Source organism: Streptomyces sp. NPDC046716, assembly GCF_040645755.1.
Classification (GTDB): Bacteria; Actinomycetota; Actinomycetes; order Streptomycetales; family Streptomycetaceae; genus Streptomyces.
Genome location: NZ_JBEYYU010000008.1, coordinates 56,635 through 70,191 on the forward strand (window position 1 = coordinate 56,635; position 13,557 = coordinate 70,191).

Sequence of the window (13,557 nt, forward strand, 5' to 3'; positions counted from 1 at the left end):
CTCGTGGGGTGAGCGGCGGCCCGCGATGGGTATGCGGGGTACGTGAACGAGATGCGCGGGATGCGTAGGCGGGGGTTCGTCATCGGCGCGCTCGGGGTGCTCTCCGCGGCCTGCAAGCCCACGGGCACGCCGCCCGGCGGGCAGGGTTCCGGAGGCCCGGGAGTCCTCGCGGTGAAGATCGACAACGTGGGCGCGGCGCGTCCGCAGACCGGTCTCGAGGACGCCGACATCGTGTACGCGGAGCAGGTGGAGGGCGGCCTCAGCCGGCTCATGGCGGTGTTCGGGACGCGGGTCCCCGACGTCGTGGGACCGGTGCGCAGCGCCCGCGAGACCGATCTGGACCTGCTGCGCCAGTTCGACGAGCCGACGCTCGCCTACTCCGGGGCGCAGGGCAGGCTCAAGCCGCTGATCGACGCGGCGCCGCTGCACGCGGTGCCGCAGGGCGCGAAGCCGGCCGCCTATTTCCGGGGCGGAGGGAAACCCGCGCCGCACAATCTGTATCTGCGGCCCGGCAGCCTCGGGCGGACGACGGCCGGGACGGGTGCGGGGACCGCGGCCGGTTTCCGGTTCGCCGCGAAGGCGCCCGCGGGCGGACAGCCACGGACCCGGCAGACGGTGCGCTTCCCCGCCGCACAGTTCACCTTCGACTGGTCGTCGGGGCAGGGGCGCTGGCTGGTGGGCATGGACGGCCGGCCCGCGACGAACGCCCGGGGGAAGCGGCTCGCGGCGCCGACGGTCGTGGTGCAGTACGTCGACGTGCTGCCCTCGCGCTTCCACGACGTGAACGGCAGCACGTCACCGCTGTCCCGGACGGTCGGCTCGGGGCGGGCGCTGGTGCTGCGGGACGGGCGGGCGCACGAAGCGCGGTGGTCGCGGCCGGCCGCGCGGAGCGGCACCACGTTCACGGCGGCGGACGGCGGCGGCCCGCTGCCGTTCGCGCCGGGGCAGGTGTGGGTGGTGTTCGCGAAGAAGTAGCCCCGGCGTCCGGGGGTCAGCCGTGCGTGCCCAGCGCCGGCTCCTGCGGGCGGCGCAGCCCCTCCGCCGCGTCCGCCACCCGCTGGATGAGGTCGAAGAACTGGGCCTGCTCCGTCGCGTCGAGCGGCGCCAGGAACACCTGGTTCATCCGGGCCGTGCGCAGGGTCAGCTTCTTGTGCGCGCGCAGGCCCTCGGCGGTCGGCCGGAGCAGCCAGCGGCGGCCGTCCCGCGGATCGCGCACCTTGTCGAGCAGCTCGCGCCGGGTGAGCCGGCTGATCACCTCGGCGATCGTGGACCGGTCGAGGCCGACGCGCTCGCCGACGGTGCGCTGGTCCAGGCCCGGCTCGGCCACCAGCGCGTTCAGGACCGCGAACTGCGGTGACGTGATCTCCTCGGAGACCATCGTGTTCCACAGCAGATAGTGCGCCTGCTGGAGCCGCCGGGCGAGGTGCCCGGGGTGGCTGCTCAGGTCCACCGCGACCATCGCGGACCTCCGGTCTGCGTCGGAATTACGTGAGTGCACTGAGCAATGCTAGACCCTTGACGACTCCCATACCCAGTGGCAACGTGTCGCTCATCCAGAAGATACTCAGTGCGCTGAGCATTTCTCCGAGAAGGCCGCGAACTCCCATGACCCTCACTCAAGCCGACATCGACGCCGAGATCGCGGCCGAGCACGCCGCGTACGAGAAGCGGGTCGCCTCCGGTGCGCCCGTCGAGCACCACCCGCGCCGCGACTACGCCCCCTACCGCTCGTCCACCCTGCGCCATCCTCGACAGCCGCCGGTCGCCATCGACGTGTCGAAGGACCCGGAGCTGGTGGAGCTGGCCTCCCCCGCCTTCGGCGAGCGCGACATCACCGAGATCGACAACGACCTCACCCGGCAGCACACCGGCGAACCGATCGGCGAGCGGATCACCGTCTCGGGCCGTCTCCTCGACCGCGCCGGGCGTCCGCTGCGCGGCCAGCTGGTCGAGATCTGGCAGGCCAACTCGGCGGGCCGCTACGCCCATCAGCGCGAGCAGCACGACGCCCCGCTCGACCCCAACTTCACCGGCGTGGGACGGGTCCTGACGGACGATCAGGGCGGCTACCGCTTCACCACGATCCAGCCGGGTCCGTATCCGTGGCGCAACCACCTCAACGCCTGGCGCCCCGCCCACATCCACTTCTCGATGTTCGGCCCGGCGTTCACCCAGCGGCTCGTGACGCAGATGTACTTCCCGAGCGATCCGCTGTTCCCGTACGACCCGATCATCCAGTCCGTCACCGACGACGCCGCCCGGCAGCGCCTGGTCGCCACCTACGACCACAGCCTGTCCGTGCCGGAGTTCTCGATGGGCTACCACTGGGACATCGTCCTCGACGGCCCGCAGGCCACCTGGATCGAAGAAGGGCGCTGAGCAGACACCATGACGAAGAGGGACATCAGCGAACCGGAGCAGGTGCTGCCGACCCCGTCGCACACGGTCGGCCCGTTCTACGGCTACGCGCTGCCGTTCCCCGGAGGCCCCGACATCGCCCCCGCCGGCGACCCGGACGAGGTCGTGGTGCACGGGTACGTGTACGACGGCGCGGGCACCCCCGTGCCCGACGCGTTCCTGGAGATCTGGGGCCCCGACAGCGAGGGCGAGCTGCCGCGGACCACCGGCTCGATCCGGCGCGACCCGGCCACCGGCGGCTATCTCGGGCGCAACAACTGGGAGTTCACCGGCTGGGGCCGCAGCCAGACCGACGCGGACGGGCAGTGGTACGTGCGGACGAGGCTGCCGGGGGCCCGGGGCGACCATGCCCCGTACCTGAGCGTGTGCGTGTTCGCTCGCGGGCTGCTGGTCCATCTGTTCACCCGGATCTACTTCGGGAGCGACGCCGCGCTCGCCGACGACCCGCTCCTCGGCCGCCTCGACGCGGAGCGCCGCGACACGCTGATCGCCCGTCCGCAGGCGGACGGCACGTACCGTTTCGACGTGCGCCTTCAGGGCGAGGGCGAAACGGTCTTCCTGGAGTTCACGTGACGTTGTTCGACCCCGGCAGCGAGGACGCGCCCACCGAGCGCACCACCTCCGAACAGGCCTTTCTCCAGGCCCTCCTGGACGCGGAGGCGGGCCTGACCCGGGCGCAGTCGGCGCTCGGACTCGCGCCCGCCGCGGCCGCCGACGCGGTGACGGAGGCGGCCGTGGCCGACGCCTTCGACGTACGGGACCTCGCGCGGCGGGCCCGCTCCGGCGGCAATCCGGTGATCCCGCTGGTCGCCGATCTGACGGCCGCGGTCCCCGCCGAGCACGGCGCGTATGTGCACCGGGGCGCCACCAGCCAGGACGTGCTCGACACCGCGCTGATGCTGGTCGCGGCACGGACGCTGGCTCTCGTCACCGATGAACTCGACTCCATCGCGCGTGAGTTGGGGCGGATCGCGGCCGAGCACCGGGACACCGTCCTGCCGGGCCGGACGCTCACGCAGCACGCCGTGCCGACGACGTTCGGACTGAAGGCGGCCGGCTGGCGGTCGCTGGTGCTCGACGCGCGGGACCGGCTGCGGGCGGTCGTGCTGCCGGTGCAGCTCGGTGGCGCGGCGGGGACGCTGGCGGCCTTCGAGGCGTACGGCGCCGCGGACCCGCTCGCTCTCGTGGACGCGTACGCGGACCAACTCGGCCTGGCCGCGCCGACGTTGCCGTGGCATGTGCTGCGGACCCCGGTCGCCGACCTCGCGGGAGCGCTGGCCTTCACGGCGGGCGCGCTCGGCAAGACGGCCGCCGATGTGCTCACCCTGTCCCGTACGGAGATCGGGGAGCTGGCCGAGGGCTCGGGCGGCGGCTCCTCCGCCATGCCGCACAAGGCGAACCCGGTGCGCTCCACGCTGATCGCCGCCGCGGCCCGGCGGGCGCCCGCACTCGCGGCGACGCTGTACGGGTCGCTGCCCGCCGAGGACGAGCGGCCCGCCGGGGCCTGGCACGCCGAGTGGGCCACGCTGCGGGAGCTGCTGCGGCTGGTCGGCGGTGCGGCCCGGGACGCCGCCGAGCTCACCCGGGGGCTCGTGGTGCGCGCCGACGCGATGCGCGAGCACCTGGGGCTGACCGGGGGCGCGATCGTCTCCGAGCGGCTCTCCGCCGAACTGGCCGGTGTCGTGGGCCGCGCGCGGGCCAAGGAGTTGCTGGCCGCTGCCGCCGCGACGGCCCGCGAGCGGGGGTGTCCGCTGGGCGAGGCGCTCGCCGACGAGCCGGACCTGAGGTCCGTCGACGTCGCGGCGCTGCTCGATCCGGCCCGGTACGTGGGGGCCGCCGGGGCGCTGGTCGACCGGGCGCTGGCCCGTGTGTGACGCCCCCGCCGCGACTGCCCCTCTCGCTCTCTGGAGTTCACCATGAGTCGTCTTCTTCACCACCACGCGGAGGGCTCCCCCACCGCGCCCCCGCTCCTCCTCGGGCCCTCGCTCGGCACCTCGCTCGCACTGTGGGACCAGGTGGCACCCGAACTGTCCACGGCCCACCGCGTCGTGCGCTGGGACCTGCCGGGGCACGGCGGGTCCGACGCCGGGCTGATCGCGGCCGGTGCCACCGTCGCCGACCTCGCCGGACTCGTGCTGGCGCTCGCCGACGAGCTGGGGATCGGCCGGTTCGCCTACGCGGGTGTGTCGCTGGGCGGCGCCGTCGGGCTGCACCTCGCCGTGCACCACCCGGAGCGGGTCGGCAGCCTCGCCGTGCTCTGCTCCTCCGCGCACTTCGGCGGGCCCGGGCCCTGGCGGGAGCGGGCCGCGCTCGTCCGCGCGGAGGGAACGGCCGGGGTGGCCGAGAGCGCGCCGGCCCGCTGGTTCACCCCGGGGTTCTCCGCGCCGCGCCTGGTGCGGGACAACCGGGACGCCTCCCCCGAGGCGTACGCCGCCTGCTGCGACGCGCTCGCCGCCTTCGATCTGCGCGACCGGCTGCGGGACATCACCGTGCCCACGCTGCTGATCGCCGGGCGCGAGGACCCGGCGACACCGCCCGCGCATCTGCGGGAGATCGCCGACGCGGTGCGCGGCGCCGAACTCGTCGAGCTGTCCGGCGCCTCGCACCTGGCCGTCGCCGAACGTCCGGACGCGGTCCTCGGGCTGCTCCGCTCCCACTTCGGGCAGGGCGCCCGGCGCGGCATGGAGGTGCGCCGCGAGGTCCTCGGCGACGCCCACGTCGACCGGGCACAGGCCCGGCAGACGCCGTTCACCGCCAGGTTCCAGGACTTCATCTCGCGCTACGCCTGGGGCGAGATCTGGACCGACCCGACGCTCGGCCGCCGCGAACGCAGCATGATCACCATGACCGCGCTGGTCGCGCACGGTCACCTCGACGAGCTGGCCATGCACGTCAGGGCCGCCCGCCGCAACGGCCTCACCCCGGACGAGATCGGTGCCGTGCTTCAGCAGTGCGCGGTGTATGTGGGCGTCCCGGCGGCCAACTCCGCGTTCGCCGTGGCCCAACGGGCGCTCTCCGAGGGTGAGCCCGGTTCGATCTAGCGCGGCACCGTCGCGACCGGCCGCGCAGTTCCCCGCGCCCCTGAGATGCGCACTTCGTGCGGCATCTCATCGGGGAGGCTGCGCGCAGCGCATGCCTCAGGGGCGCGGGGAACTGCGCGAGAAGCGGCCACCGGGCCGCACCCGAAGAACCGGTCAGTGCAGCCCGCGCCCCGTCTCCAGCACCTCTCGGGCCCGGTTGGCCAAACCCTCGGCGCCACAGGAACGGGCCAGCTGCAACCCGTGATTGAGCTCGGCCCGCGACCGCGCGGCGATCCCGTACTCGACGCGGGCCAGCGCATGCTCGTACGCGCTCGGGGACGCCTCGAGATAGGTCACCGCCTTGGCGTACAGGGTCAGTTGCCGCTGCCCGGTCTCCAGCGCGGCAGCGCACCGCAGCGCCTCCCCTATGGCCGTGTCCGTGCCGAGCCGCTCCGCCTGGACACGGGCCTGCACCGCGAGATCGGCGGCGCGCTTGGGATCGGTGTCGGCGACGGCGCGGGCCAGGTCGCAGGCCCACGAGGAGACGATGGTGTTGTGCCCGCCACGGGCCTGCGCGGCCTTGCTCGCCGCCTCCAGTTCGCTGATGCCCTCGGCGGTGCGGCCGATGGCGAGCATCAGCCGGCCGCGCACGGAGTACGCCTCGGGGAACAGGATCGTCGACGGGTAGGGCGGCGCGTAGTCGTAGCGCTCGGCGATCTTGAGGGCTTCGTCGGGCCGGCCCCGGGCGAGCAGGGTGTCGATGAGCTTGCCCGCGGCGTCCCAGTGCATGGGCAGTCCGCGGCCGACGCGGTCGGTCAGCCGCAGTGCCTCGCGCAGCAGCGCCTCCGCCTCGGTGAGCCGGCCGCGCCTGCGGTGGACGTATCCGGCGAAGGCGTGGGCGACGGCGAGGTGTCCGCCGCTCCAGCCGGCGCTCTCGTAGGCCCGGATGCCTTCCGCGAAGAGGCTCTCGGCCCGGTCGAGCCGGTCGGAGAAGATGTACGAGAACCCGAGGGCGATCAGGATCTCGAAGCTCCACTCGGTGTCGGTCCAGCCGAGTCCGGGCGCGAGGCGGCCGTTGACCAGGGCGCGGTCGCAGTACTCCGCGACCTCCTCGGCGTTCTCCCCGCGGTTCATCATGTCGAAGGCGCGCAGGATGAGCAGCACCCGCTCCGCGTTGTCGCGGCCGGTGACCTTGGCGGCGAGGTCGGCGAGCCTGCGGGAGCGGGCCGGGGCGTCCGACTCGCCGTTGTAGATGCTCTCCCAGAAGAAGCGGCTGGCCTGGAGCCGCATCCGCTGCGGGCCGGGCTCCAGCTGGTGGGACTCGGCGTCGATGAGGGTGAGCGCGTCCGCGAGCTGATCGTTGTGGACCAGGGCCTGGGACATCCGGCAGACCGCGTCGACGCGCTCCTCGCCGTACAGACCGGGTGTGGCCTCGAGGGCGGCGCGCAGATGCCGGACGGTGGTGGCCGGTGAGGTGAGCAGCGTGGCGCAGCCCAGCTCGTACTGCACGTGCGGCCACAGCTCGGGCAGCGGCGGCTCCTCCAGCGCGCGCTCCAGACAGCGGCGGGCCGCGGCCGGGGCACCGACGGCGAGGTGCTCGCGGGCGGCGGCGCGCAGCTGCTCGACGAGTTCGGGGTCGTCGTCGGGGTGCACTTCGAGGAGGTGCCGGGAGGCGGCGGCCGGGCCGTGTCCGGAGGCGGTGACCGCCCAGGCGGCCTGGCCGTGCATGGCGGTGCGGGTGGCCGGCGGGATCGACTCGTAGACGGCCGAGGCGATCAGCGGGTGCACGAACTCCAGGGTGCCGACGTCCCCGTAGGCGCCGTCGGTGAGGATGCGGGCGGTGCGCAGCCGGTCGGCGCAGCGGCCGGCCTGCTCGGGGTTCATCCCGGCGAGGAGGGCGGCGAGGCCCGGTTCGATCCGGGTGCCGAGGACGGCGGCGGCCCAGGCGAACCGGGTCGCCTCGGTGCCGAGTCCTTCGAGCCGGGTGACGAGGCCGCGGCCGCGGGCCGTCTTGTTGAGCGCGCGCAGTTCGGCGGCGCGGTTCTCCTCGGGCGTTATCCCGGCGTCCTGCACCTTGGCCAGCAACTCGACCGTCTCGTACGGGTTTCCGCCGGTGACCGCCCACATCTCGCGGCAGAACGGGTCGTCGGCGTGCGGGCCGAGCGTGGCCCGGGTCAGTCCCGCGGTGGCGTCCGGGCTGAGCGGGCGCAGCCGGGAGGTGTCCTGGCGGGCGGCGAGCGCGACCGCGTCCAGGCAGGCGGCAACCTGCTCGCCCTCCGGGTCGCGCTGCGCGACGACGACCAGGACCGGCAGGTCGTCGAGGCGCTCGGCGAACGCGACGAGCCATTCGAGGGTCTCCAGGTCGGCCCAGTGCGCGTCGTCGATCAGCAGCACCAACGGCCAGTGCAGCCGGGCCAGCCGCGAGACCGCGGCGACCAGTCCGTCCCGCACGCCCTGCGGGTCCGCCTGCCGGCCGGTGGGCTCGGCTATGCCGAGCGCGGGGCCCGCGATGTCGTACCAGTCGCCGAAGTACTCGCGGGACTCCTCCTCGGAGAGCGCGAGCAGCGCGGGCTGCAGCAGTTGCCGTACGACGTTGAACGGGACGGAGGTGATGGTCTCGCCGCCCCGTGCGGACCACACGGTGGCCCGGCCCTGTGCCAGCCGGCGCACCTGGTCGAGCAGGGCGGTCTTGCCGATCCCCGCCTCTCCCCGGTAGACGACGAGGCTGCCCGAGGAGGCGGCGTCCGCGCACAGGTCGTCCAGTGCCCTTGCGGCGACGTCCAGTTCGGGCTCCCGCTCCCACAACTGGGGCCCACAGGAGGCGGCGTCGGCGTGCCGTCCCTGAGTCATCCCGCACCCTCCAGGTGTCGTACCGGTGTGTACTGGTCACGAGAGTAGTGCGCGCCGGGCCGCCGTGGTGGGGGGTTGCGGAGCCGGTGACATTTGATCGGGGCTGTCGGTGGCGGGAGGTGCGCGGCGCATAACGATCTCGCCCGTAATGCGGGCTGAACAGCGCCCCTCTCATCCGCCTTTCAGGCGCGCCTCATACTGTGGCGGCCATGACGTCGCAGACTCCCGCAGGCTGGTACCCCGATCCGGGTCAGGTTCCAGGCGGCCCGCGCACCGAACGCTGGTGGGACGGCGGCCGTTGGACGGAACAGACCAGACCCGCCACGACCCCGTCGCCGACTCCGCCGCAGGACGCGGTGCCGGAAGCGGCCCAGCCCCCGGCGCCGGTGCAGATGCCCGCACAGCCGGTGCAGCCGCCGGGCGCCCCCGGGTACCCGCCGGCGGGGAATTATCCGGCATATCCCAACTATCAGGCCTATCCGGGGCAGTTGCCGCCGAAGCCGCGCAGCAAGGCGCGGATCGCCATCGCGGCGGCGGTCGCGGTCGTGGTGCTCGCCGGGATCGGCGGCGGCGTGTACGCGCTGACCGCGAGCGACGACGGCAAGAGCGACCGGGTCGACTCCCAGTCGAGGCAGCCCGAGCCGCCCGGCGGCGGGGGCGGCCCGGAGAGCGGCGACGGCGGGCAGGGCGGCGACGGCGGCCAGGGCGCCAGCCCGTCGCCCGAGGCGCCCGACCAGTCCCCGCAGGCACCGCTCGACAAGGGCTTCGCCACCGACATAGGCAACGGGATAGCCCTGCCCGTGCCCGACGGCTGGACCGGCGCGGACGGCGTCGGCTCCGCCGGGGTGCAGACGGGCACGTACACCTGCCCGGACGGCTCGGGCAAGACGTGCGTGAAGGGCGGCGCCTCCAGCGCGTCGGCGAAGGCGCTCAAGCTGTCCGCGACCACCGCCGAGGCCGCCGCCAAGGAGGACATCGCCAAGAACGCGAAGGCGTCCTACGGCGGCAAGACCTACGGCGGGATCTCCGGGCACAAGGAGCTGCTCTCGAAGAAGGTCACGGTGGCGGGACAGAAGGGCTATCTGGTCCGCTGGAGCGTGGACACCGAGGCCGAGGTCGACGCCTGGGTGGAGTCGGTCGTCCTGCCCTCCCCGTCCCGCTCCGACTCCCTGGTCGTGATCCGTATCGGCGTGGACAAGCCGAAGACGGCGAAGGAGAAGACGACGGGACCGGACGACTCGGCGATCGACGAGATCGTCAAGGGCATCAAGAAGTCCGACCTGACCGGCAGCGCCTCGGGCGGCAGCGGCCAGGGCGTCTGACCGGCCCGCGCCGGAACCCACCGCATACGGGCCGGGCAGGTCCCCCTCCGCTCAAGGAGGAACCCGCCCGGCCCGGGGGTGCGCGCCGCCCCCGTCCCCACGGTGCGGCGCGGGCAGACCGCCGGCCGGTCATCCCTGCGACCGGCGGTCTCCCGTCTAAGGGGCCTGATCCTCGTGGGTCAGGCCGAGTCCTGGAATCAGCGCGCGCGTCACGAAGCCGACCAGGTAGTCGGCGTCGGCGTAGCGCCCTTCCAGGACGGGGCGGCTGCGCATGACTCCGAAGAGCTGCGCGGCCACATAGGGCAGTGCCGGATGGTCGGCGGCGATCTCGCCGCGCGCCACGGCCCGCTCGACCATCGCGTCGATCGACGCGATCTCCGGTTCGACCAGCGCCTCGCGCAGCGCTGTCTTCAGCTCGCTGTCCTGGAGGACGGCGTGGCCGAGCGCCTGCAGCAGGGCCGTGTCCCGCTTGCCCTGGTTCGCCGCGTGCCGCGCCGCGGCCACCAGGTCCCCGGCGAGGCTGCCCGTGTCCGCCGAGAAGAACGTCACACAGCGGCCGGCCCGCAGCGCGGAGGCCACGAGCTGCGGCTTCGTCTTCCACTGCCGGTACAGGGTCGACTTGCTGCAGCAGGCCTGCGCGGCGACCCCTTCCATGGTCAGCGCCTCGTACCCGTGCCGGCGGAGCTGGTCGAGCACGGCGTCGTAGAACTCCTGCGCGCGCTCGGGCGTGATCTTCGAGCGGCGCGATGCGGTCGGCGCGGTCGCACCGACCGGCTCGGTTCCCTTGTCGCGCGTCGTCGTCACGATGCTCCTCCACTCGGTGGCGATGTCGGTGCCGATGAGATCACAACCACTATCGATACGTCAGTGTACCGGTACGCCAGCGTTTCGGTACACTGGCGTATCGGTACACTCTCGTATCGATAAAGCGCACCACGCACCACCCAGTCGTCACGAAAAGGGGCCGGGGGATGAATTCCCTTACCGAGCCTGCCGAACCGGAGCCGGACGCATCCGTCGCCCGACCACCCCTGGTCCGCGAGCTCCTGCTGGTCGTAGGACTCTTCCTCGTCTACAAGTTCGGCCGCCAGCTGGCCAACGGCCACACCGCCGAGGCGTTCCGCAACGCCGGCGATGTCTGGCATCTCGAACGGTCCGCGCACCTGCCCGGCGAGGGTCTGGTGCAGGGCGTCCTGCTGCACAGCGACACCCTCGTCCACGCGGCGAACACCTACTACGCGACCGTGCACTTCCCGGCCACGCTCGGGCTCCTGCTCTTCCTGTACCTGCGCCGCCCGCGCCACTACGTGTGGACGCGGCGGGTGCTGGCCGCGCTGACGGCCGCCGCGCTCGCGCTGCACCTGACGTTCCCGCTGGCCCCACCGCGGATGCTGGGGGCGGCGCACCTCGTCGACACCGCGCAGGTCTACGGTCCCTCCGTGTACGCGGCCAAGCCGGACACCGACACCATGGCCAACCAGTTCGCGGCGATGCCCTCGCTGCACTTCGGCTGGGCCCTGATGGTCGCCGTCGGGCTGATCGTCGCGACGCGCTCCACGTGGCGCTGGCTGTGGCTGCTGCACCCGCTGCTCACCCTGTTCGTGGTCGTCGGCACCGCCAACCACTACTGGCTGGACGCGATCGTGGCGACGGCGCTGCTCGGTGCCGCCCTCGCGGTGATCCGGCTGCCGCACACGGTCAGCGGGCGGGGCATCGGCCGGCATCTGCTGCCGGTCCCGGCCCACCCGGCCGCCGTCGCCGAGACGCGCGGCGCGTCGGCCTCCGCGCCGTGGTCGCCGCGACCCGCCCCACGGACGCCGCCGGACTCGCTGTCCGCCTCCGACGTCCTGGCCCGGATGCCGTTGCGCATCCCGGTGCAGGTCTCCCCGACGCCGGGATCCACCTCCGCGGCCACCGCGCCGCAGCTCGTGACGAGCGGGGCCGAGCGATGAGCGCCACCCTGCTCGCCGTCGCGCTCTGCCTCGTCTCGGCCGTGGCCTACGCCGCCGCGGCCGTGGCCCAGGAGCGGCTCGCGGCCCGGTCCGGGGGCGGCACGCTGCGGCTCCTGACCACCGGGGCCTGGTGGGGGACGGTCCTGCTCAACGCCGCGGCGGCGCTGCTGCACGTCGCCGCCCTCAAGTACGGGCCGCTCACCCTGGTCCAGCCGCTCGGCGCGCTCACGCTGGTCGCGGCCGTGCCGCTCGGCGCCCGGATCGCCGGGCGGCGGGTGACCGTGGTCGAGTGGCGGGGCACCGCCCTGACCCTGCTCGGTCTGGCCGCGCTGCTGGTGACGGCGTCGGGGCCCGCACCCGACGACACGCTCTCCCTGCCGCAGGCCCTCGCGGTCGCCGGTCTGACGACGGCGCTCATCGGCCTCCTGGCCCGGCGCGGCGCCCGCCCGGGGCTGCGGCACGCCACCGCGTCCGGGGTCGCCTCGGGGGTCGCCTCCGCGCTCACCCAGACGGTGACGGTGGCGGCGACGGACCGTTCGGGTTCCGTGTTCACCGCGCAGGTCGTGGTGGTGGCGGTACTGGTCGCCCTGTTCGCCGCCGGCGGTCTTCTGCTGTCGCAGACCGCGTACCAGGGCGGGCTCGGCGCCCCGCTGGCGATGGTCACGCTGGCCAATCCGGTGGCCGCCGCGGTCATCGGTCTCTCGCTGCTGGGCGAGCGGCTTCAGGGTGGGGTCGCGGGGTACGTGCTGGCCGGGGCGGGGGCGGTGCTCGCGGCGCGCGGGGTGCTGTTGCTGACCCGGTCGACGGTGACCGGCGACTCCGTGGTCGTGACCACCGGACAGCTGCCCCCTCAACTCCCTACGGCGACCGCCCTTCAAGCCCCTCCGGCGATTGAGGAGCGGGGTCCGGGGCAGAGCCCCGTGGCCTTCGCGCCGTAGGGCCTTCGGGTGTCATCGCGGGCGCGCGTCCGTCGTGGTCGCTCGCGCAGTTCCCCGCGCCCCTGACGGGGCCCTCGACAATCCCCTCCGGCCGCGCCCCCCGACGGGGCGCGGGTCACCCCAGGCCGCGGGAGTCCTGCTTCAGCGCGGTGTCCACCGTCAGGGCGGTCGCCACGACGAGGCTGAGCAGCGGTTCGGGCAGCTGGAAGTGGATCTGCAGGACGTAGTTGTCCGCGGTCGTGAACATCGTCTTGGCCAGGCCCTCCCACGTCTTGGTGATGCGGGCGACCTCCTGCCCGGCGTGGTCGACGATCGCGAAGTTCCAGGCACGCCAGTTCTCCGCCTTGATCGCGCCGACCTGCTGGCCGTTCACGACCATCGCGAAGTTGATCTTCCCGATGGCGTTCTGCTGGACGATCTCACCGACCGGTGATCCGTCCGGGCGCTCCACGAGGACCCGGGACTTGATGAACTTCGCGGGCCGGGTGAGCACCAGCTGCGGCTGCCCGTACGCGTCGCGGATCTCCAGCTTGTGCGTCATGAACTGGTCGACGGACGACACGAAGCGCAGGGCCTTCTTCAGACCGCTCTGGCCGATCTCGGTGACCGAGCCGAGCGGGTTCCCGTGCTGGTCCATGACGGTGTACTCGTTGGTCAGCTCGATCAGCTTGGCCTTCTGGTTCACCACCAGGACCGGCTCGGTGAACAGCGAGCCGCCGCCCTGCCCGGCCGGTGCGACCCCGGCCTGCTGCTGCACCTGGCGCTGGACGCGCGCGGCGTCCGGGTGCTGCGGCGCGGGGGCGGCCTGGCCGCCGAAGTGCTGCTGAGCCATCACGGGCTGCGGCTGGAGCGGCGGCTGCTGCGGCGGAACCTGGGCGGCGGCCGCGGGCTGCTCGGCCGGCGCCGCGTGCGTGTGGTCGGTCCACTGGGAACCGTCCCACCACCGCAGCGTCTGGGGCACCCCGTGGGGGTCCGGGTACCAACCTGCGGGGGTGCTTGAAGGCGAAGTCACCGGGGCACACTACCGCGCCGACCTGGGAATGTGACCAGATGGACG

Annotated in this window: 12 protein-coding genes; 8 read left to right on the plus strand and 4 right to left on the minus strand. The window is 73.6% G+C overall.

What is annotated here, in order from left to right; translation table 11 throughout:
- The first annotated feature begins 51 nt into the window (after nt 1-51).
- A complete protein-coding gene (locus tag ABZ930_RS08595; RefSeq protein ID WP_361543965.1) occupies nt 52-975 on the plus strand; it encodes a DUF3048 domain-containing protein in 924 nt (307 codons plus the stop codon).
- Nucleotides 976-991: 16 nt separating this feature from the next.
- On the opposite strand, the gene ABZ930_RS08600 is transcribed toward ABZ930_RS08595, so the two are convergent.
- Nucleotides 992-1,459: a MarR family transcriptional regulator gene (locus tag ABZ930_RS08600; RefSeq protein WP_361543968.1), complete on the minus strand. Its 468-nt coding sequence runs from the start codon at nt 1,457-1,459 to the stop codon at nt 992-994.
- Between the two features lie 146 nt (nt 1,460-1,605).
- On the opposite strand from ABZ930_RS08600, the gene pcaH reads away from it, so the two are divergent.
- From pcaH to pcaD, 4 genes are read left to right on the plus strand one after another with little or no spacing between them, the layout of a single operon-like run.
- Complete coding sequence (gene pcaH / locus ABZ930_RS08605; RefSeq protein WP_361543623.1) at nt 1,606-2,379, plus strand: protocatechuate 3,4-dioxygenase subunit beta; 774 nt, start codon at nt 1,606-1,608, stop codon at nt 2,377-2,379.
- Nucleotides 2,380-2,388: 9 nt separating this feature from the next.
- The gene (gene pcaG / locus ABZ930_RS08610) at nt 2,389-2,991 is read left to right on the plus strand and encodes a protocatechuate 3,4-dioxygenase subunit alpha (protein WP_361543626.1); all 603 of its coding nucleotides are present in this window, start codon (nt 2,389-2,391) and stop codon (nt 2,989-2,991) included.
- Nucleotides 2,988-4,292: a 3-carboxy-cis,cis-muconate cycloisomerase gene (gene pcaB / locus ABZ930_RS08615; RefSeq protein WP_361543629.1), complete on the plus strand. Its 1,305-nt coding sequence runs from the start codon at nt 2,988-2,990 to the stop codon at nt 4,290-4,292. Before pcaG ends, pcaB begins: the two co-directional genes overlap by 4 nt.
- Nucleotides 4,293-4,334: 42 nt before the next feature.
- Nucleotides 4,335-5,459: a 3-oxoadipate enol-lactonase gene (pcaD, locus tag ABZ930_RS08620; protein ID WP_361543632.1), complete on the plus strand. Its 1,125-nt coding sequence runs from the start codon at nt 4,335-4,337 to the stop codon at nt 5,457-5,459.
- A gap of 153 nt (nt 5,460-5,612) precedes the next feature.
- On the opposite strand, the gene ABZ930_RS08625 is transcribed toward pcaD, so the two are convergent.
- A complete protein-coding gene (locus tag ABZ930_RS08625) occupies nt 5,613-8,288 on the minus strand; it encodes an AAA family ATPase (protein ID WP_361543635.1) in 2,676 nt (891 codons plus the stop codon).
- A gap of 209 nt (nt 8,289-8,497) precedes the next feature.
- On the opposite strand from ABZ930_RS08625, the gene ABZ930_RS08630 reads away from it, so the two are divergent.
- Nucleotides 8,498-9,610, plus strand: coding sequence for a DUF2510 domain-containing protein (locus tag ABZ930_RS08630; protein WP_361543638.1), 1,113 nt, complete (start codon nt 8,498-8,500; stop codon nt 9,608-9,610).
- A gap of 156 nt (nt 9,611-9,766) precedes the next feature.
- Here the strand turns inward: ABZ930_RS08630 and ABZ930_RS08635 are convergent, their stop codons facing one another.
- Nucleotides 9,767-10,414 carry a TetR/AcrR family transcriptional regulator gene (locus ABZ930_RS08635; protein ID WP_361543641.1) on the minus strand — a complete coding sequence of 216 codons (648 nt, stop codon included), beginning with the start codon at nt 10,412-10,414 and terminating at the stop codon, nt 9,767-9,769.
- A 167-nt stretch (nt 10,415-10,581) separates the two neighbouring features.
- Between ABZ930_RS08635 and ABZ930_RS08640 the strand changes: the two genes are divergently transcribed.
- Both ABZ930_RS08640 and ABZ930_RS08645 read left to right on the plus strand, forming a co-directional pair.
- The gene (locus tag ABZ930_RS08640) at nt 10,582-11,562 is read left to right on the plus strand and encodes a phosphatase PAP2 family protein (protein WP_361543644.1); all 981 of its coding nucleotides are present in this window, start codon (nt 10,582-10,584) and stop codon (nt 11,560-11,562) included.
- Nucleotides 11,559-12,500, plus strand: coding sequence for a hypothetical protein (locus ABZ930_RS08645; protein ID WP_361543647.1), 942 nt, complete (start codon nt 11,559-11,561; stop codon nt 12,498-12,500). Before ABZ930_RS08640 ends, ABZ930_RS08645 begins: the two co-directional genes overlap by 4 nt.
- Nucleotides 12,501-12,615: 115 nt before the next feature.
- Here ABZ930_RS08645 and ABZ930_RS08650 read toward each other — a convergent pair whose 3' ends face one another.
- Nucleotides 12,616-13,512, minus strand: a complete 897-nt coding sequence (locus tag ABZ930_RS08650; RefSeq protein WP_361543650.1) for a phospholipid scramblase-related protein — start codon at nt 13,510-13,512, stop codon at nt 12,616-12,618.
- Nucleotides 13,513-13,557: the final 45 nt, after the last annotated feature.

Bases quoted from the DNA above. Each gene is read 5' to 3' on its own strand.
- ABZ930_RS08595 (WP_361543965.1), top strand. From the start codon at position 52: ATGCGCGGGATGCGTAGGCGGGGGTTCGTCATCGGCGCGCTCGGGGTG.
- ABZ930_RS08645 (WP_361543647.1), top strand. From the start codon at position 11,559: ATGAGCGCCACCCTGCTCGCCGTCGCGCTCTGCCTCGTCTCGGCCGTG.
- pcaG (WP_361543626.1), top strand. From the start codon at position 2,389: ATGACGAAGAGGGACATCAGCGAACCGGAGCAGGTGCTGCCGACCCCG.
- ABZ930_RS08600 (WP_361543968.1), bottom strand. From the start codon at position 1,459: ATGGTCGCGGTGGACCTGAGCAGCCACCCCGGGCACCTCGCCCGGCGG.
- pcaH (WP_361543623.1), top strand. From the start codon at position 1,606: ATGACCCTCACTCAAGCCGACATCGACGCCGAGATCGCGGCCGAGCAC.
- ABZ930_RS08625 (WP_361543635.1), bottom strand. From the start codon at position 8,288: ATGACTCAGGGACGGCACGCCGACGCCGCCTCCTGTGGGCCCCAGTTG.
- ABZ930_RS08630 (WP_361543638.1), top strand. From the start codon at position 8,498: ATGACGTCGCAGACTCCCGCAGGCTGGTACCCCGATCCGGGTCAGGTT.
- ABZ930_RS08640 (WP_361543644.1), top strand. From the start codon at position 10,582: ATGAATTCCCTTACCGAGCCTGCCGAACCGGAGCCGGACGCATCCGTC.
- pcaD (WP_361543632.1), top strand. From the start codon at position 4,335: ATGAGTCGTCTTCTTCACCACCACGCGGAGGGCTCCCCCACCGCGCCC.